Source organism: Pseudomonas sp. RC10-4-2, from assembly GCF_050433085.1.
Classification (GTDB): Bacteria; Pseudomonadota; Gammaproteobacteria; order Pseudomonadales; family Pseudomonadaceae; genus Pseudomonas; species Pseudomonas aeruginosa.
In genome coordinates this window covers 377,185-402,216 of sequence record NZ_JBNPXX010000004.1, presented here as the reverse complement: position 1 = coordinate 402,216, position 25,032 = coordinate 377,185, and the positions used below count along the sequence as shown (strand labels likewise).

Below are 25,032 nucleotides of genomic sequence, written 5' to 3'. Positions count from 1 at the left end.
GACCATTCTAGCGAGCCGCGGCAACACCTGCAGGCGAGCCCGTCCCGAGTCGTCGGAATGTGCGCTGGTCGCCCTTCAGGCCACTTCCAGGCGGTCCCGGCCGGCGCGCTTGGCTCGATACAGCGCCTGGTCGGCACGCTCGAAAACCGCTTCGCCGGCCTCGTTGCCTTCGAACGCGGTGATGCCGGCGGAACAGGTGATGCTCAGGGGCTCGCCCTTGAAATGGAACGGACAGGCGGCGATCGCCGCGCGCAGCCGTTCGAGCAGTTGCCGGCCGGCTTCCAGGGACGTGGCCGGGAGCAGGACGACGAACTCCTCGCCGCCGAAACGGGCGATGAAATCGGCCTGGCGCAACCGTTTGCGCAATTCGCCGGCAATGATCTTCAGCACCTTGTCCCCGGCCAGGTGGCCGAAGTCGTCGTTGATCCGCTTGAAGTGGTCGATGTCCAGCACCGCCAGCAGCAGATCGCCGCCGTCCCGGTGCCGGCGCGCCACCTCCTGTTCCAGGCGCTCGCTGAGCGCCGCGCGGTTGGGCAGCCCGGTCAGCGGATCAGTCAGGGCTTTCTGTCGCTGGTCCTCCAGGTGGCTGTGGAACGCCTTGGCATCCTGCTCCATGCTGTTGACCCGCTCCATCAGCGCCTGCAGGCGGCCGGACACCTCCTGTTCGTGCTCGGCCTGTTCGCGCTGGTGTTCGTCCATGGAGGCAAGCAGGCCGTTCAGCCGGCTGTCCACCGCCAGCTTGAGGCTGTTCAGGTCGGTCGCCTGCTGCACGCTGGCCTGCAGGCCACTGACCTGCTCACGCAGCGATTGGTCGAAGCCGCGCGCGTTGTCCAGCACGTCGGTATAGCCGGCGTGGGCGTCGCCCAGGTGGCCGAGGAAGCTTTCCAGGCGCTCGTTGAGTTGCCGCAGGTATTCCTCGAAGTCGCGCTGGCCACTGTCCGCCAGGGACAGCACCAGCACCGCCAGGTCGTCGAGTACCGGCACCAGCTCATACCAGTTCAGGCTGCCATCGATCCGCTCCCGCAGCGCCTCGGCCTGGGGCTGGTGGCTGCTCGGCAGGGACAGGCCGTCGAGCAGCCGCAGCAGGCTGGCCTCGATGTGCGGCGCCACCGCGCTGTAGCCGGGCTCCGGTATCGGCGGCGGCAGTTCGTAGGCCTCGTCTACCGCCTGCCCGTCGAGGTTATCCACAGGAGTGGCCGGAGCTTCGGGCGCGCTTTCAACGTCCGCCGGCATTGCGGGCGACGGCTCCGCACCCGCTTCTTCCAGCGTCTCGCTAAAGCTCAGGCCGGCCGGTAGCGGCAGGCTGTCGAGCCAGATTTCCCGGGGCTCATCCAGCAGGATCTGGTTCGGCTCGCCACGCTCGGCGACCCCGACCCAACCCGCTGGCGCGCTTTCGATGGCGGCGACCGTGCGGGCGGGCAACGGCTGCGGCGGACCGCCTGGCGCCTCGTCGTGCTCGGCGACCGGCAGGGACGGCGCGGCCGCCGCCGGTTGGATCGGTGTATTGCTTGCCGCCACAACGGACGGCACCGATGCGCTCGGCTCCGCGGTGGTTTCCGACTCCTTGCCGCCGAACAGGCGTTGCAACAGGCTCGGGCGACCGTCTTCGGCATCGCCGCCCTTGCGCTCGGCCAGCGCCTGGCGTTGCAGCCTGCTCAGCTCGCTGAGCAGGATCGGAATCTCGCGCGACTGCCGGGCGCGCTCCTCGATATCGCGGGCGAACTGCTTCAGCGGCTTGCGCAGTTCCCGCGGCAGGTCCAGGGCCAGCAACTGCTGGGCCAGTTCGCCGAGAGCATCGATGTTCTGCTGGGTGCGTTGCTGGCGGCGCTGTTCGGAGTCGAGCACGGCCTTTTCCAGGCGCGGAATCAGGCCCGACAGGCCGGCGTCCATGTCGTCGCGACGGAGGATCTCGCGCAGCTCCTTCATGCACTGGTCGACCGCCTTGTCGCTGCCTTCGGCCGCCAGACTGCTACGCACCAGGCCGCGACGCAGCAGGTCGATCCGGGCATCCCAGCGCCGTTGCAGGCGCTCCTGCTGCTCGATGTTCTCCAGGTACTTGTCTTTCCAGCGCTGGACGTCGTCGCGACTCATGGCGGACTCCCGGCATCCCCGCGCACGACCAAGGCCTTGTCGCGCAGGTTGTCCGGCAGGCGAATCTCCACCGATACCGGCAGATGGTCGGAGATCGGCTGGTCGAGCACGTCGACCCGCTCGAGAGCGAGATCGGAACTGAGCAGGATATGGTCGAGATTGCGCTGCGGCCGCCAGCTGGGAAACGTCGCCTCGACCTGCGGCGCCATCAGGCCGAGGTCACGCAGGGGCGAGTTTTCCAGAAGATCGACGGCGTGGGTGTTCATGTCGCCCATCAGCACCTGGTGGCGGTAGTCGCCGATCAGCTCGCGGATATAGGCGAGCTGGCGGGTGCGGGTGCGAGCGCCGAGAGCGAGATGCATCATCACTACCACCAGCGCGTCGGCGCCTTCGCCAAAGCGCACGAAGATCGCGCCGCGTCCCGGCGGACCGGGCAACGGATGATCTTCCAGCAGGGTCGGCCGCCAGCGGCTGAGCAGGCCGTTGCTGTGCTGGGCGATACGCCCGAGGTTGCGGTTGAGCTGCTGGTACCAGTAGGGGAACGCCCCCAACTGGGCCAAGTGCTCGACCTGATTGACGTAGCCGGAACGCAGGCTGCCGCCGTCGGCTTCCTGGAGGGCGACGAGGTCGTAGTCGGCGAGCAGTTCGCCGATCCGCTTCAGGTTGGTCGCCCGCCCCGCGTGGGGCAGCAGGTGCTGCCAACCGCGGGTCAGGTAGTGGCGGTAGCGCTCGGTGCTGATACCGACCTGGATGTTGAAGCTGAGAAGGCGCAGGCGGCCGTCGTCGGGCAGCTCCCGCGAATCGTCACAGGAGGGGTTCACTCGCGGGTCGCAGCTACCTGCGACCCGAGGTTCACGCTGCCAGCGGCGCAACATGCCGAATCACCTTGCCTACTTCTTGGCCGCTGCGCGCTCTTTCTCGATCAGGTAGTCGGCCAGCTTGAGGGTTTCCTCCGGACCACCGGCGGAGCCGATGTCGAAGCGGTATTTGCCATTGACCACCATGGTCGGTACGCCGGTGACCTGGTAGGCCATCGCCAGCTTCTTGGCCTTTTCCATCTGGCCCTTGATGGCAAAGGAATTATAGGTGCTCAGGAATTTTTCCTTGTCCACGCCCTTGCCGGCGAGGAAATCGGCCATTTCTTCCGGAGTGGCGAGCTTCTTGTGCTCCTTGTGGATCGCCTCGAACACGGCGTTGTGTACGTCATGCTCGACGCCCATGCTTTCCAGGGTCAGGAACATCTGCCCATGGACGTTCCAGATACCGCCGAACAGGGCAGGCAGGCGCACGAAATGGACATCTGCCGGCAGCTTCTCGCTCCACGGCACGATGGTCGGCTCGAACGCGTAGCAATGCGGGCAGCCATACCAGAACAGTTCCACCACTTCGATCTTGCCCGGCTGGGACACCGGCACCGGGCTGCTCAGCTCGACGTATTCCTTGCCGGCGGTATAGTCGTCGGCCTGGGCGGCCATGCCGAACAGGCTGGCCATGGCCAGCATGGCGGTGAGAATCAGGTTACGCATCGTTCACTCCTAGGCGAGGTCAGTGCCGCTCTCCGGCCGGGTTCGGCCCGGTCAGTTCGACCGGGGGGAGCGGTCACGGGTTCCAGCATTGTAGCGATGGCGGACGCAAAAAAGGGCAGCCGAGGCCACCCTTTTTCATACATCTTTTTTGCCGTGCTACGCAGCGATCAGTGCAGACCCTGGATGTAGCTGGAAATCGCGGCGATGTCCTTGTTCGACAGCTTGGCGGCGATGGACTGCATGATCTTGGTGTCGCCGTCGTTGGTGCGGGTGCCTTCGCGGAAGTCGGTCAGCTGCTTGGCCACGTAGGTCGCGTGCTGGCCGCCCAGGTGCGGGAAACCGGCGGTTGCGATGCCGACGCCGCTCGGGGAATGGCAACCGGTGCAGGCCGGCATGCCTTCGGCGATCTTGCCGCCGCGGAACAGCGCTTCGCCCTGGGCCACCAGGTTCGGATCGGCCATGCCGACGCTCATCTTCTGGCTGGCGAAGTAGGCGGCGATGTCGGCCAGGTCCTGGTCGCTGAGGTTGGTCAGCAGCCCGGTCATTTCCAGCACGGTACGCTTGCCGTCCTTGATGTCATGCATCTGCTTGAGCAGGTAACGCTCGCCCTGGCCGGCCAGTTTCGGGAAGTTCGGCGCCGGGCTGTTGCCATCCGCACCGTGACAGGCGCCGCACACCGCGGCTTTCGCCTGGCCCGCGGCGGCATCGCCAGCGGCATGGGCAAGGCCGGTCAGACCCAGGGTCAACAGCAGACTCACGAGAAGTTTGTTCATCAGCTAATCCAATTACGGCTAAGGGTGAAAGATAGTGGGCTTCGGCTACTTCTTCACCATCCACTGGATGGTTGCCTGGTAGTCTTCGGCACTGCAGTCGGTGCACAGGCCGCGGGGCGGCATGGCGTTGAATCCGTTGGTCACATGCTGGACCAGGGTCGGCATGCCCTTGGCCAGCCGCGGCTCCCAGGCGGCATGGTCGCCCTTTTTCGGCGCCATCGGCAGCTGGCCGTCGTGACACGCGCCACAGGTCCGGTTGAACACTGCTTCCGGGTCCTGCGCCGCCTGCGCCGTAACGGCCACCGCAACGACTGTCGCTGCGAGCAGCAGTTTCTTCATGATCGTCCTCATCAGGGGGAACGCCCGCGTTCTACCGCGCGGAAAATGCTCTGTCCGTTCCCGCGCGCGCTCGACCCTGGGGGATAAAGCGCACACAAAATCCGCGGCATTATATACTTCCGATACCGAAACGGAAACGAAACAGCCCCCCGCGACACCGAGTCGCACCCCTGTGGATAACCCATGTCAGAGAAGAACCCCATCGTCGGCCTGTGCCAGAAGGCCAGCTTTCTCATCAGTGCCGCCCAGGTCGACCAGTGCCCCCCCGACGAAGGCCTGGAAGTCGCTTTCGCCGGGCGCTCCAATGCCGGCAAGTCGAGCGCGCTGAACACCCTCACTCACGCCAACCTGGCGCGCACCTCGAAAACCCCGGGACGTACCCAACTGCTCAATTTCTTCGCCCTGGACGACTCGCGGCGCCTGGTGGACCTGCCCGGCTACGGCTACGCGAAGGTGCCGATCCCCCTGAAGCAGCACTGGCAGCGCCACCTGGAAGCCTACCTGAGCAGCCGCGCAAGCCTGGCCGGGGTGTTCCTGATGATGGACATCCGCCACCCGCTCACCGACTTCGACCGACTGATGCTGGATTGGGCACAGGCCAGCCAGCTGCCGATCCATGTGCTGATGACCAAGGCCGACAAGCTGGCCTTCGGCGCGGCCAAGAACGCCCTGCTCAAGGTACGCCGGGAAGTCCAGCAAGGCTGGGGCGACGTCGCCACCCTGCAACTGTTCTCCGCGCCCAAGCGCCAGGGCATCGACGAGGCGCAAATGGTCCTGGCGCAATGGCTGGGCCTGCTGGACGAGGAACAAGAGGCGTTCGAGGAAGCCTGAATTCCAGGCAAAAAAAACCCCGAGCTTCGTATGGGGAGGGGGAAGTTCGGGGTTCAAGTCCGGACCGCTAGGGCGGGGTCCAGGAATCTGCCAACACTAAACACTGCAAAGGAGCATCGAAGGGCTCAAGAAGCCATTCGTGTGTTCTGACTGTCGGCAAAACGGGAAAGTTCAGCGCACCGCGAAAAACTTTTCCACGGCACCCTCACCGGGCACTCCGGACCTGCTCGCAAGGCCCGCCACACGGGCCTCGCAACCGTTCATCAGTGGGCTTCGTCCCAGTTCGAACCGACACCCGCCTCGACCACCAGCGGTACGTCCAGGGTCGCCGCTCCGCTCATCAGCGGGCGGATTCCCTCGCACACCTGCTCGACCAGCTCCTCGCGCACTTCCAGCACCAGTTCGTCGTGCACCTGGAGGATCACCCGGGCATCGAGGCCGCTTTCCTGCAGCCAGTTATCCACAGCGACCATGGCGCGCTTCATGATGTCCGCCGCCGTGCCCTGCATCGGCGCGTTGATCGCGGTGCGCTCGGCGGCCTTGCGCATGGCGCCGTTCTTCGAATGGATCTCCGGCAGGTACAGGCGACGGCCGAACAGGGTTTCGACGAAGCCCTGCTCCGCGGCCTGGGCGCGGGTCCGTTCCATGTACGCCAGGACGCCGGGGTAGCGGGCGAAGTAACGGTCGATGTAGGCCTGGGCCTCCTTGCGCTCGACACCGATCTGCTTGGCCAGGCCGAAGGCGCTCATGCCGTAGATCAATCCGAAGTTGATCGCCTTGGCGCTGCGTCGCTGGTCGCCGCTGACGTCTTCCAGCGGCACGCCGAAGACTTCCGCCGCGGTGGCGCGGTGTACGTCCAGGTCGTGGCGGAAGGCATCCAGCAGGCCATCGTCCTTGGCCAGGTGGGCCATGATCCGCAGCTCGATCTGCGAGTAGTCCGCGGCCAATAGCTTGTAGCCCTGCGGCGCGACGAACGCCTGGCGGATGCGCCGGCCCTCCGCGGTACGGATCGGGATGTTCTGCAGGTTCGGGTCGCTCGACGACAGCCGCCCGGTAGCCGCCACCGCCTGGTGGTATGAGGTATGGATGCGTCCGGTACGCGGGTTGATCTGCTCGGGCAGGCGGTCGGTGTAGGTGCTCTTGAGCTTGCTCATGGAGCGGTACTGCATGATCACCTTGGGCAGCTCGAAGTCCTGCTCGGCCAGTTCGGCGAGCACTGCCTCGGCGGTGGACGGCTGCCCGGTCGCGGTCTTGCTCAGAACCGGCAGGCCGAGCTTGTCGTAGAGGATCGCGCCGAGCTGCTTGGGCGAGCCGAGGTTGAATTCCTGCCCTGCCAGGTCGTATGCCTGGCGCTCCAGGGCGACCATCTTCTCGCCCAGTTCGCGGCTCTGGATGCCCAGCAGGTTGGCGTCGACCAGCGCGCCGTTGCGCTCGATCCGCGCCAGCACCGGTACCAACGGCATCTCGATGTCGGTCAGGACCCTGGCCAGGGACGGGATCGCCTCCAGCTTCTGCCACAGGGCCTGGTGCAGGCGCAGGGTCACGTCGGCGTCCTCCGCCGCATAGGGCCCGGCCTGTTCGATGGCGATCTGGTCGAAGGTCAGTTGCTTGGCGCCCTTGCCGGCGATGTCCTCGAAACGGATGGTGCTGTGGCCGAGGTACTTCAGGGCCAGGCTGTCCATGTCGTGGCGAGTGGCGGTGGAGTCCAGCACATAGGACTCGAGCATGGTGTCGTAGGCTACGCCCCGCAGCGCGATGGGGGTGCTGGCATTGGCCAGGACATTGATGTCGTACTTGGCATGCTGGCCGACCTTGAGCTTCTTCGGATCCTCCAGCAGCGGTTTCAACGCACGCAGCACCGCGTCACGGTCCAGTTGCTCGGGAACGCCCATGTAGCTGTGGGCCAGCGGCACGTAGGCGGCCTCGCCCTCCTTCACGGCGAAGGACACCCCCACCACCTGCGCCTGCTGGGCGTCGATGCTGGTGGTCTCGGTATCGAAGGCGATCAGCTCGGCCTCCTCCAGCTTCTTCAGCCAGGCGTCGAATCCGGCCTGGTCGAGCACCACGTCGTAGTCGACCTCGGCCTGGATAGGCGTTTCCGCCTCGCCGTTCTCGCCGGCCTCCTTGGCCTCGCGCAGGAGGTCGTCCAGCCAGTTCTTGAACTCCAGCTCGCGGTACAGGGCGATCAGCGCTTCGCGCTGCGGCTCGCCGGGATACAGCTTGTCGATCTCCACGTCCAGTTCGACGTCGGTCTTGATGGTCGCCAGTTGATAGGACAGGAACGCCTGCTCGCGATTTTCCTCGAGCTTCGCCGGCAAGCCCTTGGCGCCGCGGATCGGTAGCTCGGGCACCTTGTCCAGGCTGGCGTAGAGCACCTCCAGGCCGCCACCGACACCGGTCAGCAGGCCCAGCGCGGTTTTCTCGCCGACACCCGGAACGCCGGGGATGTTGTCGACCTTGTCGCCCATCAGGGCGAGGAAATCGATGATCAGCTCAGGACCGACGCCGAATTTCTCTTTCACGCCATCCACGTCGAGGCGGCTACCGGTCATGGTGTTGACCAGCGTAATGTGCCCGTCGACCAGTTGCGCCATGTCCTTGTCGCCGGTGGAAATCACCACCGGGCGGTCAGCCGCGGCGCTGCTGCGCGCCAGGGTGCCGATCACGTCGTCGGCCTCGACCCCCTCCACGCACAGCAGCGGCAGGCCGAGGGCGCGGACGCTGGCATGCAGCGGCTCGACCTGGACCCGCAGGTCGTCGGGCATCGACGGCCGGTTGGCCTTGTACTCGGCGAACAGCTCGTCGCGGAAGGTCGGGCCCTTGGCGTCGAAGACCACCGCGAACGGGCTGTCCGGGTACTGCTTGCGCAGGCTCAGGAGCATGTTCAGCACGCCCTTCACCGCACCGGTGGGCTTGCCGGTCGAGGTGGTCAGCGGCGGCAGGGCATGGAAGGCGCGGTACAGGTACGAGGAACCGTCCACCAGGACGAGGGGCGCTTGGCTCATGAGGGGAATCAACCTTTTCCGGAGACCAGGGCGTGTAGAATGAACCCTGGACGATTCGATAAAGGAGCAAGGTTACCATGCGTACGCTGAACCGCTTGATGCTCGCCGGACTGCTGGCGTTCGCCCCGCTCGTCGCGATGGCGGCGGACGACGACGCGCCCTCCGGCGAGCCCGACGTAACCATCCGCCAGGAGGGCGACAAGACCATCCAGGAATACCGCGTGAATGGCTTCCTCTACGCCATCAAGGTGGTTCCCAAGCATGGCAAACCCTATTTCCTGGTCCGCGCCGACGGCAGCGATGGCAACTTCATTCGCTCCGACCAGCCGGACAAGCTGATTCCACAATGGGAGATCTTCAGCTGGTGATGTGCATTTCCAACCTGGCGAGGCCGCGCTGACATGTCGGTGTTCACCCCACTCGAACGCTCGACCCTGGAAGCCTTCCTCGCCCCCTACGACCTGGGCCGCCTGCGGGATTTCCGTGGCATCGCCGAAGGCTCCGAGAACAGCAACTTCTTCGTCAGCCTGGAACACGGCGAGTTCGTCCTGACCCTGGTCGAGCGCGGCCCGGTGCAGGACCTGCCGTTCTTCATCGAACTGCTCGACGTGCTCCACGAGGACGGCCTGCCGGTGCCCTACGCCCTGCGCACCCGCGACGGCGAGGCCCTGCGCCGTCTCGAAGGCAAGCCGGCGCTGCTGCAACCGCGCCTGGCCGGCCGCCACGAGCGGCAGCCGAACGCCCACCACTGCCAGGAAGTGGGCGATCTGCTCGGCCACCTTCACGCCGCCACCCGCGGGCGCATCCTCGAACGCCCGAGCGACCGTGGCCTGCCCTGGATGCTGGAACAAGGTGCCAACCTCGCCCCGCGACTACCGGAACAGGCCCGCGCCCTGCTCGCCCCGGCCCTGGCGGAGATCGCCGCGCTGGATGCCGAGCGCCCTGCGCTGCCGCGCGCCAACCTGCATGCCGACCTGTTCCGCGACAACGTGCTGTTCGACGGCCCGCACCTGGCCGGCCTGATCGACTTCTACAACGCCTGCTCCGGCTGGATGCTCTACGACCTGGCGATCACCCTGAACGACTGGTGCTCCAATGCCGACGGCAGCCTGGACCCGGCCCGCGCCCGCGCCCTGCTCGCCGCCTACGCCAACCGCCGGCCGTTCACCGCGCTGGAAGCCGAGCACTGGCCGAGCATGCTGCGGGTCGCCTGCGTGCGCTTCTGGCTGTCGCGACTGATCGCCGCCGAGGCGTTCGCCGGACAGGACGTGCTGATCCACGATCCGGCGGAGTTCGAGATGCGCCTGGCGCAACGGCAGGACGTGGAGATTCATTTGCCGTTTGCGTTGTAGGCAGGAACCGCAGGAGTACGGCCGTCCTGCGGCCGCTCCCCCTTCAAAACCCATGCGGTTTGGCGTCTTGGGTGAGGCCGAGTTGACATCCTGTCGAGGCTTCGTCGTTCAGCCCACCCCCGGCCCGGCCATCCTGGCCGGTCGTTCGCATTGAAAAACGCATGCGTTTTTCAAGTGCTCACCCACATTTCGAGTGTCCGCAGTTGAGGCAGGTGGCGCAGCCGTCCATCTGTACCACCGCCATGCTGTTGCACTTGCCGCACAGTTGCGCGCCGGCGGGGAAGCCTTCGCCCGGCTCGACCTTGCTGGTGCCCTGGGCGGCCTCGTAGGCGGCGCGTTTTTCCGCGAGGAAAAGACGCTGTTCCTCGTCCAGTTCAGGGCCACGCAACAGGCCGATGGCCGTCAGGTGGCGCTCCAGCACGCCGCCGATCTCGGCGACGATGGAAGGCATGTAGATGCCGCCTTTCTTCAGGTAGCCCCCGCGCGGGTCGAATACCGCCTTGAGTTCCTCGACAAGGAAGGTGCAGTCGCCGCCCTTGCGGAAAACCGCGGACATGATGCGGGTAAGTGCGACGATCCACTGGAAATGATCCATGTTCTTCGAGTTGATGAAGATCTCGAAGGGACGCCGCTGCTCATGCGCCGTGCCCGCGTTGAGGACCATGTCGTTGATGGTCACGTAGAGCGCGTGCTCGAACAGCGGCGACTTGATCTTGTAGGTGGCGCCGATCAGGGTATCCGGGCGTTCCAGGGTCTCGTCCATCTGCACCACCGACGCGGCTTCCGCGGCGGCGGCAAGGGCCTGCTCCTCGGCTTCGTTGACGACCTTGAAGCCCTTGATCTTCTGCGTGATCTTGACTGCTGACATATCGATTCCCCCGGCCTCAGTACTTGCCGTAATAGCCTTCTTTCAAGGCGTCGAAGAGGTTGGCGGCGGTATGGATCTCACCGTCGTACTCGACCTGCTCGTTGCCCTTGAACTCCACCACGCTGCCGTCCTCCAGTTCGAAGCGGTAGCGGGTCTTCTCCAGGTCGGACTCCTTGACCAGCACGCCCTGGAACGCCTCGGGATTGAAGCGGAAGGTGGTGCAGCCCTTGAGTCCCTGGTGCCAGGCGTAGCGGTAGATGTCCTTGAAGTCCTCGAACGGGTAGTCGGTGGGCACGTTGGCGGTCTTGGAGATCGACGAATCGACCCACTTCTGCGCCGCCGCCTGGATGTCCACGTGCTGCGCCGGGGTGACGCTGTCGGCGGTGATGAAGTAGTCCGGCAGGCGTCGCGCCGGGTCGTCGCTGTCCGGCAGGGCCTGGGCGTTGACCAGGGTCCGGTAGGCCAGCAGCTCGTAGCTGTAGACCTCGACCTTTTCCTTGGTCTTGCGGCCTTCGCGGATAAGGTTGCGCGAATAATGGTGGGCGAAGCTCGGCTCGATGCCGTTGGAGGCATTGTTGGCCAGGCTCAGGCTGATGGTCCCGGTCGGCGCGATGGAGCTGTGGTGGGTGAAGCGCGCGCCGGTTTCAGCCAACGCCTCGATCAGTTCCGGAGCATGTTCGGCGACCCGCTGCATGTAGCGGGAATACTTGGCGTGAAGCACGCTGCCGCGGATGCGGTCGCCGGCCTTATAGCCATCGGCGGCCATTTCCGGACGCTTGCGAAGCATTTCCGCAGTGACTTCGTAGTCCTGCGCCAGGATCGGCGCCGGGCCCTTCTCCCTGGCCAGCTCCAGGGCCACTTCCCAGCCCACCAGGGCCATTTCCCGCGCCACTTCCTCGGTGAATACGCAGGCCTCGGGACTGCCGTAGCGCAGCTTGAGCAGGGTCAGGGTCGAGCCCAGGCCGAGGAAGCCCATGCCATGCCGGCGCTTGCCAAGGATTTCCTGGCGTTGCTGTTCCAGCGGCAGGCCGTTGATTTCCACCACGTTGTCGAGCATCCGGGTAAACACCCGCACCACTTCGCGGAAACGGTCCCAGTCGAAGCGCGCCTCGTCGCCAAATGGCTGCTCGACGAAGCAGGTGAGGTTGACCGAGCCGAGCAGACACGAGCCGTACGGCGGCAGAGGCTGCTCGCCGCAGGGGTTGGTGGCGCGGATCGCCTCGCACCACCAGTTGTTGTTCAGTTCGTTGACCCGGTCGATGAGGATGAAGCCCGGCTCCGCATAGTCGTAGGTGGAGACCATGATCATGTCCCACAGGTGGCGGGCGCGGACCTGGCCGTAGACCTTGCAGGCGACCAGCCCGTCGGCGCGCTGGACGTAGTCGTCCTGGATCGGCCATTCGCGCCAGACCACCGCGTTGGGGTCGTCGAGGTCGATCTCGTCGCGCTCCTTCACGTGCACCGGGAATACCAGCGGCCAGTCGGCGTCCTGTTCCACCGCCTGCATGAACTGGTCGGTGATCAGCAGGCTCAGGTTGAACTGGCGCAAGCGCCCGTCCTCGCGCTTGGCGCGGATGAATTCGCGGACGTCCGGGTGGCTGACATCGAAGGTGCCCATCTGCGCGCCGCGGCGGCCGCCGGCGGAGCTGACGGTGAAGCACATCTTGTCGTAGATGTCCATGAACGACAGCGGCCCGCTGGTGTAGGCACCGGCACCGGAAACGTAGGCGCCGCGCGGGCGCAGGGTGCTGAACTCATAGCCGATGCCGCAGCCGGCCTTGAGCGTCAGCCCGGCCTCGTGGACTTTCTCGAGGATGTTGTCCATGGAGTCCTGGATGGTCCCGGACACCGTGCAGTTGATGGTCGAGGTGGCCGGCTTGTGCCCCAGGGCGCCGGCGTTGGAGATGATCCGGCCGGCCGGGATGGCACCGTTGCGCAGGGCCCAGAGGAAGCGCCCGTACCAGTGTTCGCGGGAGGCCTTTTCCTCGACATCGGCAAGGGCGCGGGCGACGCGTTGCCAGGTACCGTCGACGCTGGCATCCACCGGCGTACCGTCCTTGCTCTTGAGCCGGTACTTCTTGTCCCAGATATCCTGCGACGCGTCCTGCAGGGCGATGGTCCCGCGTTCGGTGCGGGGACTGCGTGCGTCTGTCTTGGCCATCCGCTGATTAACCTCCCGATGGTTGTTGGGGCGTCCGAAGCCGGCCACCGTACGCAACATCTAGTTATCCGTACCTGACGGGAATCAATATCTTGTGTCAGGCAGCAACAGACAACCTTAGTCATCGGGACGCCGCGCGCAAGAGGGCGCGGCCATCAGTCACGGGTTTTCAGAGCTTTTCCAGACAGCCGGCAAATTCGCCTGCCAGGTTGTTCAGAAGATTCTCATAGCCGTTGGCGTCCACGCTCACGTTCACGCCCAGGTCGTCCAGTTCGGCCAGGCGCACCGGCAGGCCTTCGCTGAGGGTGTCGGCCAGCCGCGGTCGAAGCGGCGGCTCGCTGAAGATGCAGGCCGGACCGGCGGCCTTCAGTTGGGCGCGCATGGCGGCGACATGGCGTGCTCCCGGCTGGACCTCCGCGGATACCGCGAACACGCCGGTATGGCGCAATCCGTAGGCTTCCTCGAAATAGTCGAAGGCTTCATGGAAGACGAAGAAAGGCTTGCCGGCAAGCTTGCCCAGGCGTTCGCGGAGTTTGCCGTCGAGCCCGCCGAGGCGCTCCTCGAAGGCCTTCAGGTTGGCCCGGTAGCGCCCGGCGTTGGCCGGGTCGACCTGGGCCAGGTCCTCGGCCATCCGCGCGGCGATGGTGCGGGCGTTGGCCGGCAACAGCCAGAGGTGGGCGTCGAGCATGCCGGGACGATGGTCATGGTCGTGCTCGTCGTGCCCGGCATGCTCCTCTTCCTCGAAATTGACGAACTTGCGCAGGTGCATGCCCGGCAGGTCCTGCACCGCGACGCTGGCGCCCTGGCGGCCGGCGAGCACCTTGGGCAGGAAGTTCTCCAGGTCCGGGCCGATCCAGTAGAACAATTGCACCTCGCGCAGCCGCCGTACGTCGGAAGGACGCAGGGCGTACTGGTGCGGCGAGGCGCCCGGCGGCAGCAGTACGTCCGGCTGGCCGACGCCGTCCTGGATGGCCGCGGCGACCAGTTGCAGCGGTTTGATGCTGGTCAGCACGCTGACCTCGGCGCGCGCCGGCGAAGCCAGCAGGAACAGGGCGAAGCAGGCGGACAGCAGGGCAAAGGGACGCAGGGTCACGGCGGCACTCACATGAAAGGTGGTTAGCGGGTAATATAATAACGTCTCTACCCTCGAGCGTCGCAGCCCATGTACAAGATTGCGCCCAAGACCCCGCTGGCCTGCCAGCCCCATGACCACAGCCAGTGCGTCAGCACCGCGCTGGCCGAGGCCGATGCGCTGTGCGCGCGCCAGGGCGTACGCCTGACCGAATTGCGGCGGCGCGTGCTGGAGCTGGTCTGGCAGAGCCACAAGCCGCTGGGGGCCTACGATATCCTCGCGGTGCTCAGCGAAACCGACGGCCGCCGCGCCGCGCCGCCGACCGTCTACCGCGCGCTGGACTTCCTCCAGGAGAACGGCCTGGTGCACCGCATCGCCTCGCTCAACGCGTTCGTCGGCTGCAACAACCCGGAGCACAGCCACCAGGGCCAGTTCCTCATCTGCCGCACCTGCCACACCGCGATCGAGCTGGAACAGCCGGATATCAGCCGGGCCATCGTCGCCGGAGCGAACAGCGTCGGCTTCGCCGTGGAAAGCCAGACCGTCGAGGTGGTCGGCCTCTGCGGCACCTGCCGGGACCAGAAGGACGCCTGATGGACAACGCGCTGGTGCGGCTGACCCAGGTCGGCGTGTCCTTCAACGGCCAGGCGGTGCTGAGCGATGTCGACCTGGCCATCGAGCCCGGCCAGATCGTCACCCTGATCGGCCCCAACGGCGCCGGCAAGACCACCCTGGTACGCAGCGTGCTCGGCCTGCTCAAGCCGCACGTCGGCGAGGTCTGGCGACGGCCGCGGCTGACCATCGGCTACATGCCGCAGAAACTCCACGTCGACGCCACCCTGCCGCTCAGCGTACTGCGCTTCCTCCGCCTGGTACCCGGGGTCAGGCGCGAGCAGGCGCTGGCGGCGTTGCGCGAGGTCGGCGCGGCGCACGTGCTGGAGCGCCCGCTGCAAAGCATTTCCGGTGGCGAACTGCAACGCGTGCTGCTGGCCCGCGCTCTGCTGCGCAAGCCCGAGCTACTGGTGCTCGACGAGCCGGTGCAGGGCGTCGACGTCGCCGGCCAGGCCGAACTCTACCGCCTCATCGGCAAACTACGCGACCGCTACGGCTGCGGTGTGCTGATGGTCTCCCACGACCTGCACCTGGTGATGAGCGCCACCGACCAGGTGGTCTGCCTGAACCGCCATGTCTGCTGCTCAGGGCACCCCGAGCAGGTCAGCGGCGACCCGGCCTTCGTCGAGCTGTTCGGCCAGGACGCTCGCAGCCTGGCGATCTACCACCACCATCACGACCACGCCCACGACCTCCACGGCGAGGTGGTCAAGGCCGGTCCCGGCGCCTTGCCTCCAGGCACCCGCTTCACTCCTGTCCACAAGCACGGCCCCGACTGCAACCATGGCTGACTTCCTGCTCAACGCCCTCCTCGCCGGCCTCGCCCTGGCCCTGGTGGCTGGCCCCCTGGGCTCCTTCGTGGTCTGGCGGCGGATGGCCTATTTCGGCGATACCCTGTCCCACGCCGCACTGCTCGGGGTAGCCCTGGGTTTCCTCCTCGATGTCAGCCCGACCCTGGCTGTGACCGTCGGCTGCGTGCTGCTCGCAGTGCTGCTGGTGACCCTGCAGCAGCGCCAGCCGCTGGCCGCCGACACCCTGCTGGGCATCCTCGCCCACAGCACCCTGTCGCTGGGCCTGGTCACCCTGAGCTTCATGAAGGAAGTGCGGGTCGACCTGATGGCTTACCTGTTCGGCGATCTGCTGGCGGTAAGCGCCAGCGACCTGCTGTGGATAATCGCCGGCAGCGCGCTGGTCCTGGCACTGATCTGCTTCCTCTGGCGGCCGCTGCTGGCGATCACCGTGCACGAGGAACTGGCGAAGGTGGAAGGCCTGCCGGTCGGAGCGATCCGCCTGGCGCTGATGTTGCTGATCGCCATCGTCATCGCCGTGGCGATGAAGATCGTCGGCGTACTGCTGATCACCTCGCTGCTGATCATTCCCGCCGCCGCCGCCCAGCGCCATGCCCGCAGTCCCGAGCAGATGGCGGTCGGCGCCAGCCTGCTGGGACTGGTCGCGGTGTGCGCCGGCCTGGCCCTGTCCTGGTTCAAGGATACCCCCGCCGGCCCCTCGATCGTGGTCAGCGCCGCCGGCCTGTTCCTGCTGAGTTTTGTCCTGCCCCGCCGCACGGTGTAGAATCTGGCGATTTTTTGACCAAACGAGAACCCGCAGGAATGATGTCGTCCTTCTTTCGCCTGCTGTCCGTCCTGGCGGCGGCGCTGCTGGTCAGCGCCTGCCAGGGCAATGCGTCGTCGCAACCGACGCCGGTGGTCGCGCCCCAGGCGCAGCCCGCCGATCCCTACGCCGAACTGCAGCAAACCCTGGCCGCCGGCAAGCTCGAACAGGCCGAGCAACAATGGCTGGCCCTGCGCAGCGCAGCCGCCGGCGACGAGCGCGTCGAAGCGTTCCGCCGCCAGTTGGCCGAGGCCTACATGCAGCGCGGGGAAACCGCGCTGCGTCAAGGAGACCTCAACACCGCCACCAGCGCCCTCGGCCATGCCCGCGGACTGATGCCCAAAGCGCCGGCGCTGACCGCCGGGCTGGACGGTGCGATCAACCGCGCCAAGGTCGATCCCGCCCGCGCCGAGCAGGCCCGACGCATGCAGCAGGCGGCCCAGCAGCAGATGCAGCAGATCATCCAGACGCCGCCCGGCGGCGAGCTGAAGCCGCTACCCGGCGCTCCCCACCTGATCGATCCGCAAGCGGCCAGCAGCGCCGTGCCCCTGCCGATGCTCGACGGCACCGGCCAGGGCGGCCTCGGTGCGGTGCTCGACGCGGTGGCCGCGGATGTCGTCGCCTACCGTTGCAGGGTGCATATCGAAGTGCGCCGGGACAGCGACTATCCGCTGGTTTCCGACCAGCTCCTGGCGCGGGTGAAGAAGCTCTCACCCGATTTCGACCTGCATCTCAGCCATGTCGTACAGGCCGACAAGCCAACCCGATTGATACTTACCCCCCGGAATTGAGACCGGTCCTGCCCCGGCCGCAGCAGAAAGCGCTTGTCGGGAGCGCACCAGACGCTTATTCCATTTCAATGATTTTTCATCACCAATAAATATTAATAATGCATAAGAAAGCAAGGTAAAATGCTCGGTTTAGCTGACCGCCCATGCTTCCCGCCAAGCCCGTGCTCCAGCCGTAACAGCATCGCCGCACCCACAAGGTTCGCCCAGTGATCGAATTCCACGACGTCCACAAGACCTATCGAGTTGCCGGTCGGGAAATCCCCGCCTTGCAACCGACCCGCCTGAACATCCAGGCCGGGCAGATTTTCGGCCTGATCGGCCATTCCGGTGCCGGCAAGAGCACCCTGCTGCGCCTGATCAACCGCCTCGAGGAGCCCAGCGGCGGCCGCATCCTGGTCGAGGGCGAAGACGTCACCGCCCTCGACGCCGAAGGCCTGCGCCGTTTCCGCCAGCGCGTCGGGATGATCTTCCAGCACTTCAACCTGCTGTCCTCGAAGACCGTCGCCGACAACATCGCCATGCCCCTGCGCCTGGCCGGCGGCTTCAGCCGTGCCGAAGTCGATGCGCGGGTCTCCGAGCTGCTCGCGCGGGTCGGCCTGTCCGACCACGCGCGCAAGTATCCGGCCCAGCTCTCCGGCGGACAGAAACAGCGCGTCGGCATCGCTCGCGCCCTGGCCTGCCGGCCGAGCATCCTGCTCTGCGACGAGGCCACCAGCGCCCTCGATCCGCAGACCACCGCCTCGGTCCTGCAACTGCTGGCGGAAATCAATCGCGAGCTGAAGCTGACCATCGTCCTCATCACCCACGAGATGGACGTGATCCGCCGTGTCTGCGACCAGGTCGCGGTCATGGACGGCGGCGCCATCGTCGAGCAGGGCGATGTCGCCGATGTCTTCCTCCATCCGCAGCACCCGACCACCCGCCGCTTCGTGTTCGAGGCCGAACGGGTCGACGAGGACGAGCGCCACGACGATTTCGCCCACGTGCCGGGTCTCATCCTGCGCCTGACCTTCCGCGGCGAAGCCACCTATGCGCCGCTGCTGGGCACCGTGGCGCGGCAGACCGGGGTCGACTACAGCATCCTTTCCGGACGCATCGACCGCATCAAGGACACGCCCTACGGCCAGTTGACCCTGGCCCTGGTCGGCGGTGACCTGGAAGCCGCCATGAGCCAGTTGAACGCCGCTGACGTACATGTGGAGGTACTGCGCTGATGGACTTCTTCGAAACCATGAGCTTCGCCAACATCGACTGGTACGAAATCTGGCTGGCCAGCGTCGACACCTTCTGGATGCTCGGCGGTTCGCTGCTGTTCACGGTGGTCCTCGGCCTGCCCCTCGGCGTCCTGCTGTTCCTTACCGGGCCACGGCAGATGTTCGAGCAGAAGGCGGTCTACACCCTGCTCTCGCTAGTGGTGAACATCCTCCGTTCGTTGCCGTTCATCATCCTGCTGATCGTGATGATCCCGCTGACCGTACTGATCACCGGTACCTCGCTGGGCGTCGCCGGGGCCATCCCGCCGCTGGTGGTGGGCGCCACGCCGTTCTTCGCGCGCCTGGTGGAAACCGCCCTGCGCGAGGTCGACAAGGGCATCATCGAGGCAACCCAGGCGATGGGCGCCAGCACCCGGCAGATCATCTGGAACGCCCTGCTGCCGGAAGCCCGGCCGGGCATCATCGCCGCCATCACCGTCACCGCCATCACCCTGGTCTCGTACACCGCGATGGCCGGAGTGGTCGGCGCCGGCGGGCTGGGCGACCTGGCGATCCGCTTCGGCTATCAGCGCTTCCAGACCGACGTGATGGTGGTCACGGTGGTGATGCTGCTGATCCTCGTCCAGATTCTGCAAACCGTGGGCGACAAGCTGGTGGTGCACTTCTCGCGCAAGTAAGCTTGCCGGCCAAGCCCAAAACCCTGAGCGCCGCGGTTATCCACAGCCGCCAGGAACACCTCGAAAGGAGTTGAAGATGAAAAAACTGCTTGCTGCTTTCTCCGCTGTCGCGGCGCTCGGCCTCACCGCCGCCCAGGCCGCCGAGTCCCTCACCGTCGCGGCCACCCCGGTGCCGCACGCGGAGATCCTCAACGTGGTCAAGCCGCTGCTGGCCAAGGAAGGCGTGGACCTGAAGATCAAGGAGTTCACCGACTACGTGCAGCCGAACGTGCAGGTCTCGGAAAAGCGCCTGGACGCCAACTTCTTCCAGCACCAGCCGTACCTCGATGAGTTCAACAAGGCCAAGGGCACCGACCTGGTCGCCGTGACCGGCGTACACATCGAGCCGCTGGGCGCCTACTCGAGCAAGTACAAGAAGCTCAACGAACTGCCTTCCGGCGCTACCGTGGTGATTCCCAACGACGCCACCAACGGCGGCCGCGCCCTGCTCCTGCTGGACAAGGCCGGGGTGATCAAGCTCAAGGACAACAAGAGCATCACCGCCACGCCGAAGGACATCGTCGACAATCCGAAGAACATCAAGATCCGCGAACTGGAAGCCGCGACCCTGCCGCGCGTGCTGACCCAGGTCGACATGGCGCTGATCAATACCAACTACGCCCTGGAAGCCAAGCTGAACCCGACCAAGGATGCGCTGGCCATCGAAGGCAGCGACTCGCCCTACGTGAACATCCTCGTCGCGCGGCCGGACAACAAGGACAGCGACGCCATGCAGAAGCTGGCCAAGGCCCTGCACAGCGCCGAGATCAAGCAGTTCATCCAGGAGAAGTACAAAGGCGCGGTGGTACCGGCGTTCTGAGCCAAGCCGCGTAACCGCCCCTGGAAAAAGCCCGGTCTTCGACCGGGCTTTTTCGTTTCCGTCCCGGCCGTACGTCTGCCTGCCGTGCCACGACAGAGGTCATTCGGCCGTTTGCGGGAAATGTAGTGAAAAAAACATTCCGTCACATATTGAACAATCTGAAAAATTCACTACACAATCGACCCACCTTCGAGGATGCCCCATGCAAGAACTAAAACAACGCCTGGCCTCCCCGCCCGCCGAACTGACGCCCGCGGAGCGCAAGGTGGTGCGTGCCCTGCTCGATGACTACCCGCGCCTCGGCCTCGGTCCGATGACGCGCCTGGCCCGGCACGCCGGAGTCAGCGACCCGACGATCATGCGCCTGGTGAAAAAGCTCGGCTTCGCCGGCTACGGCGACTTCCAGGAAGCGCTGCTGGCCGACGTCGACGACCGCCTGCGCTCGCCGCGCACCCTGCTCGCCGAACGCCGCGAGCGGATGGGCCGCGACGACACCTGGGCGCGCTACCTCGACCAGGCTGGCCAGAGCCTGCAACAGACCCTCGGCCTGACCCGCCCCGATGACATCCAGCGCCTCGCCGACTGGCTGCTCGACAGCCGCCTGCGCGTGCACTGCCACGGCGGACGCTTCAGCCGTTTCCTCGCCGGCTACCTGGTCACCCATCTGCGCCTGCTGCGTCCGCAGTGCCGATTGCTCGACGACGGCGCCCTGCTCCCCGACCAGCTCTACGACCTCGGCCGCCAGGACCTGCTGGTCCTGTTCGACTATCGCCGCTACCAGAGCCAGGCCCAGCACGTGGCCCAGGCCGCCAAGGCACGCGGCACACGGCTGGTGCTGTTCACCGACATCTACGCCTCGCCGCTGCGCGAACACGCCGACCTGATCGTCAGTTCGCCAGTGGAATCCGCCTCGCCCTTCGACTCGCTGGTGCCGGCCATGGCCCAGGTCGAGGCACTGGTAGCGACCCTGGTGGCGCGCATGGGCGCGCCGCTCGACGAACGCCTGGAGGGCATCGACCAGCTCCGCAACGCGTTCAGCAGTCATATACTGGAGGAATGACCCGATGTTCAGCCTGCCCCACCACTCGCCGCGCGACCTGCCATTCGGCCGCCGGCAGACCGCCATCCTGTTCGTCGACATGCAGCGTGCCTGGGTCGAGCCGGGGCGCGACCCGCACGTCGATCCGCAGGCAGCCGGTTACTTCTACGAGCGCGTGCAGAACCAGGTGATCCCCAACCAGCAGCGCCTGCTCAGGGCCATGCGCGCAGTGGACGAGAACGTCCTGCACACCGTCATCGAGAGCCTCACCGCCGATGGTCGCGACCGCTCGCTGGATCACAAGCTGTCGGAGATGCACCTGCCCAAGGGCAGCCCGGACGCCAGGGTGATCGACGCCCTGGAGCCGACCGCCAACGAGATCGTGCTGCCGAAGACTTCTTCCGGCGTTTTCAACTCCACCGCCATCGACTACGTACTGCGCAACCTCGGCACCCGCCACCTGATCGTCTGCGGGGTGGTCACCGACCAGTGCGTGGACATGGCCGTGCGCGATGCCGCCGACCGCGGTTACCTGGTCACCCTGGTCGAGGATGCCTGCGCCACCCATACCCCGGAACGCCACCAGGCCTGCCTGGAAGCGATCAAGGGCTACTGCTGGATCAGCGACACCGAGACCGTCCTGCAACGCATCGCCGCCCTCGGCCGGAGCAACCTGTGAACCGCCTGCAGCCGGTACGCCTGGTCAGCTTCGTCACCACCGACCTGGCCGGCATCACCCGCGGGCGTTCGCTGCCCCTGGCGACCCTGGAGGAGCAATTGGCCAGCGGTTGCGGCTGGGTACCGGCGAACAGCTCGCTGACCCCGCAGGACCTGATCGACGAGAGCAGCCCCTGGGGCAGCCACGGCGACCTGCGCCTGCTGCCCGACCCGAACAGCCGGGTGCGCGTCGAGCAGGGTCCCGACGCCGCTGCGCCGGCGCTCGACTACCTGCACGGCAACCTGGTGGAAACCGACGGCACGCCGTGGCCGGCCTGCCCGCGCAGCCTGCTGCGGGCCGAGGTGGAACGCTATCGCGACAGCGGCCTGCAGGTCATCGCGGCGTTCGAACACGAATTCAGCCTGCTCGGCCTGCCCGGTGAGCGTCCGGCCGCGGCGTTTTCGCTGCAGGCCCAGCGTGCCGCCGGGCAGTTCCCCGGCTGGCTGGTCAGCGCCCTGGCCCAGGCCGGCACCGAGCCGGAGATGTTCCTCCCCGAATACGGCCAGCGCCAGTACGAGGTCACCTGCCGCCCGGCGCAGGGCGTGGCCGCCGCCGACCGCGCGGTGAACGTCCGCGAGGTCACTCGCGAAGTGGCGCGACAGATGGGCCTGCGTACCTGCTTCGCACCGCTGCCGGCACCCGGCGCGGTGACCAACGGGGTGCACCTGCACCTGAGCCTGCAACATGCCGACGGCAGCCCGCTGCTGTACGAGCCCGGTCGACCCAACGATCTCTCCGAACTCGGCGAGCACTGGGCCGCCGGCGTGCTCGCGCACCTGCCAGCGCTGTGCGCGCTGACCGCGCCTACCGCCGCCTCCTACCTGCGCCTGAAACCCCACCACTGGAGCGCCGCCTACGCCTGCCTGGGACTGCGCAACCGCGAAGCGGCGCTGCGCATCTGCCCGGTGGTGAGCGTCGGCGGCAAGCCGCTGGGCAAGCAGTACAACCTGGAATTCCGGCCGATGGACGCCACCGCCTGTCCGCACCTGGCGATGGCCGCGGTGCTGATCGCCGGCCGCCTGGGCATCGAACGACGCCTGCCGCTGCGCGCCCTGGCCGATGTCGATCCGCACGGCCTCAGCGACGAAGAGCGCCAGGCCCGCGGCATCCAGGCCCTGCCGGCGACCCTCGGCGATGCGCTCGACTGCCTGCAACGCGACGAGGCGCTCTGTGCCGAGCTGCCAAAGCCGCTGCTGGACACCTACCTCGCCATGAAGCGCCACGAACTGGCGCTGACGGCGGGCCTTTCCGACGACGACCTGTGCCGCCACTATGCCGAGCTCTACTGACAACCCCGAACTCGGCATCTACCAGCTGCCGCCCTACCACCTGCTCAATCCCCAAGGGCGCAGCCCGGTGGTCCTGGTCTGCGAGCATGCCAGCCGGCACATTCCGCTGGAGTTGCAGCGCCTCGGCCTGGACCAGGCCGCGGCGGAAGAACACATCGCCTGGGATATCGGCGCCCTGGCGCTGGCCGAAGAGCTTTCCCGGCGACTCGACGCGCCATTGCTGGCGGCCGGCTACTCGCGTCTGCTGATCGACCTGAACCGACCGCTGGAGGCCCCCGACAGCATTCCGCCACACAGCGAGGTCTACCCCGTTCCCGGCAACCGCGAGCTGTCCGAGACGGTGCGCCGCTATCGCCAGGATTGCCTGTTCCATCCGTTCCACCAGCGCCTGACGCAACTGCTCGACGAGCGCCAGGCCGCCGGCGTGCCGACCCGTGTGGTCGGCGTGCACAGTTTTACCCCGGTGTACCACGGCAGACCCCGCCCGCTGGTTGCCGGGGTGCTTTATCGCAACGCCGGCGCCTACGCCAGGCGCATCCTCGACGGTTTGCGCCGGCACGGCCTGGAAGTCGCCGGCAACCAGCCCTATGCGATCGACCCGGCGGAAGACACTACCGTTCCGGTGCATGGCGACGCACGCGGTCTGGAAGCGGTGCTGCTGGAGATCCGCAACGATGGATTGCGCACGCCGGATGCGGTGTACGCCTGGGCCGAGCGTCTGTATCCCTGGCTCTGATGCGATGACCGGCACCGCCGGTCGCCAATAACGAGAAAGAGGCCCGCTTCGCGTGCGGCGCCGATAACGACAATACGCTGCCTTTTCCCGAGGAGCCCGTCATGGCCATCGAACAGTTCGGATACCGGCAACAGCTGCGCCGCAGCCTGTCCCTGAGCGACCTGATCATCTACGGGATGATCTTCATGATCCCCATCGCCCCGTTCGGGGTCTACGGCTGGGTCCATGCCGATGCCCACGGCATGGTGCCGATGGCCTACCTGGTGGGCATGCTGGCGATGCTCTTCACCGCCCTCAGCTACGGAGCCATGGCCAAGGCCTTTCCGATTGCCGGCTCGGTGTATTCCTACGCCCAGCGCGGCATCCACCCCCATGTCGGCTTCATCGCCGGCTGGGTGCTGCTGCTCGACTACCTGCTGATCCCGCCGCTGCTCTACGTGTTCAGCGCGCTGGCGCTGAACCACTTGTTCCCGGCGATCCCCAAGCTGGCCTGGATGCTGCTGTTCCTGGTCTCGGCGACCCTGGTCAACCTGCGCGGCATCACCTTCGCCGCCCGCGCCAACCTGTTGTTCCTGATCGGAGAGCTGGTGGTGCTGGCGATCTTCCTGGTGGTCGGCTACCAGGCGCTGGAAGGCGGCCTGGGCAACGGCCGGCTGACCCTCGAACCGCTGTATCGCCCGGAAGCCTTCGATCTCGGCCTGGTAATGAAGGCCGCCTCGATCGCCGTACTGTCGTTCCTCGGCTTCGACGCCATCTCCACCCTCGCCGAGGAGGTCAAGGGCGATCCCGCCCGGCAGATCGGCCGCGCCGCGCTGATCGCGCTGTTCATCATGGGCGGCATCTTCATCGCGCAGACCTGGCTGGCCACCGACCTCGCCGCCGGGATGAACTTCAAGTCGGCGGACACCGCCTTCTACGAGATCGCCGAAGCGGCCGGTGGCCAGTGGCTGTCGATGCTGACCGCGGTAGCCACCGCGCTGGCCTGGGGTGTCACGGTGTCGATCACCTCGCAGGCAGCGGTCTCGCGCCTGCTCTACTCGATGGCCCGCGACGGCAGGCTGCCGCGCGCGCTGGCCAGGGTCCATCCGCGCTACCAGACGCCGCACGTCAGCCTGTACCTGGTGGCGGTGCTGTCGCTGGGAATCGGCTGGGCCTTCCTCGACGCACCGGACGTGCTCACCTCACTGGTGAACTTCGGTGCCCTCACCGGCTTCTGCCTGCTGCACCTGAGCGTGATCAACCACTACTACCGCCGCCAGCGCTCCGGCCAATGGTTGCGGCATCTACTGTTCCCGCTGGTGGGCCTGGCGATCATCGCCTACGTGCTGTACAGCATGAGCCTCGACGCACAGTTGCTCGGACTGGCCTGGATCGCGGTGGGGCTGGTCTACCTGGCGTTGCTGCAACGCGGCGGGCGCCAGGCGCCAACGGAGTTGGCCAAGGATCTCTGACGCCTCGCGAGGGCTGC

At 66.5% G+C, this 25,032-nt stretch carries 24 protein-coding genes; 15 read left to right on the top strand and 9 right to left on the bottom strand.

All coding sequences use genetic code 11. The annotated features are described in order from the left end of the window. Window positions 1-75: 75 nt before the first annotated feature. The 5 genes from dgcP to FHW81_RS20650 all read right to left on the bottom strand — a co-directional run bounded on the left by dgcP (window position 76) and on the right by FHW81_RS20650 (window position 4,729). A complete protein-coding gene (gene dgcP / locus FHW81_RS20670) occupies window positions 76-2,091 on the bottom strand; it encodes a diguanylate cyclase DgcP (RefSeq protein WP_003114121.1) in 2,016 nt (671 codons plus the stop codon). After that, on the bottom strand, window positions 2,088-2,966 hold the full coding sequence (locus FHW81_RS20665; protein ID WP_003096975.1) for an endonuclease/exonuclease/phosphatase family protein: 879 nt from the start codon (window positions 2,964-2,966) through the stop codon (window positions 2,088-2,090). The genes dgcP and FHW81_RS20665 overlap by 4 nt, the downstream gene beginning before the upstream one ends. Window positions 2,967-2,981: 15 nt before the next feature. Continuing rightward, the gene (gene dsbA / locus FHW81_RS20660) at window positions 2,982-3,617 is read right to left on the bottom strand and encodes a thiol:disulfide interchange protein DsbA (protein WP_003096976.1); all 636 of its coding nucleotides are present in this window, start codon (window positions 3,615-3,617) and stop codon (window positions 2,982-2,984) included. A 167-nt stretch (window positions 3,618-3,784) separates the two neighbouring features. After that, the gene (locus FHW81_RS20655) at window positions 3,785-4,390 is read right to left on the bottom strand and encodes a c-type cytochrome (protein WP_003102831.1); all 606 of its coding nucleotides are present in this window, start codon (window positions 4,388-4,390) and stop codon (window positions 3,785-3,787) included. 45 nt (window positions 4,391-4,435) lie between these two features. Then, window positions 4,436-4,729, bottom strand: coding sequence for a c-type cytochrome (locus tag FHW81_RS20650; RefSeq protein ID WP_003096979.1), 294 nt, complete (start codon window positions 4,727-4,729; stop codon window positions 4,436-4,438). Window positions 4,730-4,912: 183 nt separating this feature from the next. Between FHW81_RS20650 and yihA the strand changes: the two genes are divergently transcribed. Beyond that, window positions 4,913-5,560 (top strand): ribosome biogenesis GTP-binding protein YihA/YsxC, encoded by a 648-nt coding sequence (gene yihA, locus FHW81_RS20645; RefSeq protein ID WP_003161102.1) that lies wholly within the window; start codon window positions 4,913-4,915, stop codon window positions 5,558-5,560. A gap of 263 nt (window positions 5,561-5,823) precedes the next feature. Here the strand turns inward: yihA and polA are convergent, their stop codons facing one another. Continuing rightward, a complete protein-coding gene (gene polA, locus FHW81_RS20640; protein ID WP_003118455.1) occupies window positions 5,824-8,565 on the bottom strand; it encodes a DNA polymerase I in 2,742 nt (913 codons plus the stop codon). A gap of 77 nt (window positions 8,566-8,642) precedes the next feature. Here polA and FHW81_RS20635 point away from each other — a divergent pair, with 77 nt between their 5' ends. Next, a complete protein-coding gene (locus FHW81_RS20635) occupies window positions 8,643-8,933 on the top strand; it encodes a DUF2782 domain-containing protein (protein ID WP_003096984.1) in 291 nt (96 codons plus the stop codon). A gap of 33 nt (window positions 8,934-8,966) precedes the next feature. Further along, window positions 8,967-9,917 carry a homoserine kinase gene (locus FHW81_RS20630; protein ID WP_033980891.1) on the top strand — a complete coding sequence of 317 codons (951 nt, stop codon included), beginning with the start codon at window positions 8,967-8,969 and terminating at the stop codon, window positions 9,915-9,917. A 178-nt stretch (window positions 9,918-10,095) separates the two neighbouring features. Here FHW81_RS20630 and FHW81_RS20625 read toward each other — a convergent pair whose 3' ends face one another. The 3 genes from FHW81_RS20625 to FHW81_RS20615 all read right to left on the bottom strand — a co-directional run bounded on the left by FHW81_RS20625 (window position 10,096) and on the right by FHW81_RS20615 (window position 14,039). After that, window positions 10,096-10,785 carry a hypothetical protein gene (locus FHW81_RS20625; protein WP_003096987.1) on the bottom strand — a complete coding sequence of 230 codons (690 nt, stop codon included), beginning with the start codon at window positions 10,783-10,785 and terminating at the stop codon, window positions 10,096-10,098. A gap of 16 nt (window positions 10,786-10,801) precedes the next feature. After that, the gene (locus FHW81_RS20620; RefSeq protein WP_003146829.1) at window positions 10,802-13,006 is read right to left on the bottom strand and encodes an adenosylcobalamin-dependent ribonucleoside-diphosphate reductase; all 2,205 of its coding nucleotides are present in this window, start codon (window positions 13,004-13,006) and stop codon (window positions 10,802-10,804) included. A 109-nt stretch (window positions 13,007-13,115) separates the two neighbouring features. Continuing rightward, a complete protein-coding gene (locus tag FHW81_RS20615; RefSeq protein WP_003099734.1) occupies window positions 13,116-14,039 on the bottom strand; it encodes a zinc ABC transporter substrate-binding protein in 924 nt (307 codons plus the stop codon). Between the two features lie 69 nt (window positions 14,040-14,108). Here FHW81_RS20615 and zur point away from each other — a divergent pair, with 69 nt between their 5' ends. The 12 genes from zur (at window position 14,109) to FHW81_RS20555 (ending at window position 25,015) form a co-directional block, all read left to right on the top strand. Continuing rightward, the gene (gene zur, locus FHW81_RS20610) at window positions 14,109-14,612 is read left to right on the top strand and encodes a zinc uptake transcriptional repressor Zur (RefSeq protein WP_003096992.1); all 504 of its coding nucleotides are present in this window, start codon (window positions 14,109-14,111) and stop codon (window positions 14,610-14,612) included. Continuing rightward, entirely contained in the window at window positions 14,612-15,421 is an 810-nt protein-coding gene (gene znuC, locus FHW81_RS20605) for a zinc ABC transporter ATP-binding protein ZnuC (protein WP_003099732.1), read from the top strand. The genes zur and znuC overlap by 1 nt, the downstream gene beginning before the upstream one ends. Then, a complete protein-coding gene (gene znuB, locus FHW81_RS20600) occupies window positions 15,414-16,202 on the top strand; it encodes a zinc ABC transporter permease subunit ZnuB (RefSeq protein WP_003096998.1) in 789 nt (262 codons plus the stop codon). Before znuC ends, znuB begins: the two co-directional genes overlap by 8 nt. A gap of 41 nt (window positions 16,203-16,243) precedes the next feature. Further along, window positions 16,244-17,032: a PA5502 family lipoprotein gene (locus tag FHW81_RS20595; RefSeq protein WP_003122325.1), complete on the top strand. Its 789-nt coding sequence runs from the start codon at window positions 16,244-16,246 to the stop codon at window positions 17,030-17,032. A gap of 206 nt (window positions 17,033-17,238) precedes the next feature. After that, window positions 17,239-18,246: a methionine ABC transporter ATP-binding protein gene (locus FHW81_RS20590; RefSeq protein WP_003097002.1), complete on the top strand. Its 1,008-nt coding sequence runs from the start codon at window positions 17,239-17,241 to the stop codon at window positions 18,244-18,246. Then, the gene (locus FHW81_RS20585; protein ID WP_003097004.1) at window positions 18,246-18,923 is read left to right on the top strand and encodes a methionine ABC transporter permease; all 678 of its coding nucleotides are present in this window, start codon (window positions 18,246-18,248) and stop codon (window positions 18,921-18,923) included. The genes FHW81_RS20590 and FHW81_RS20585 overlap by 1 nt, the downstream gene beginning before the upstream one ends. 76 nt (window positions 18,924-18,999) lie before the next feature. Next, on the top strand, window positions 19,000-19,782 hold the full coding sequence (locus FHW81_RS20580; RefSeq protein ID WP_019727077.1) for a MetQ/NlpA family ABC transporter substrate-binding protein: 783 nt from the start codon (window positions 19,000-19,002) through the stop codon (window positions 19,780-19,782). Between the two features lie 202 nt (window positions 19,783-19,984). Then, complete coding sequence (gene qapR, locus FHW81_RS20575; protein WP_003099726.1) at window positions 19,985-20,842, top strand: transcriptional repressor QapR; 858 nt, start codon at window positions 19,985-19,987, stop codon at window positions 20,840-20,842. A gap of 4 nt (window positions 20,843-20,846) precedes the next feature. Then, window positions 20,847-21,500: an isochorismatase family cysteine hydrolase gene (locus tag FHW81_RS20570; RefSeq protein ID WP_003099724.1), complete on the top strand. Its 654-nt coding sequence runs from the start codon at window positions 20,847-20,849 to the stop codon at window positions 21,498-21,500. Continuing rightward, window positions 21,497-22,828 carry a glutamine synthetase family protein gene (locus FHW81_RS20565; RefSeq protein ID WP_003099720.1) on the top strand — a complete coding sequence of 444 codons (1,332 nt, stop codon included), beginning with the start codon at window positions 21,497-21,499 and terminating at the stop codon, window positions 22,826-22,828. The genes FHW81_RS20570 and FHW81_RS20565 overlap by 4 nt, the downstream gene beginning before the upstream one ends. Before the next feature lie 67 nt (window positions 22,829-22,895). Then, a complete protein-coding gene (locus FHW81_RS20560) occupies window positions 22,896-23,564 on the top strand; it encodes an N-formylglutamate amidohydrolase (protein ID WP_003122323.1) in 669 nt (222 codons plus the stop codon). A 101-nt stretch (window positions 23,565-23,665) separates the two neighbouring features. Next, on the top strand, window positions 23,666-25,015 hold the full coding sequence (locus tag FHW81_RS20555; RefSeq protein ID WP_003099715.1) for an APC family permease: 1,350 nt from the start codon (window positions 23,666-23,668) through the stop codon (window positions 25,013-25,015). The last annotated feature ends 17 nt before the right edge of the window (window positions 25,016-25,032 follow it).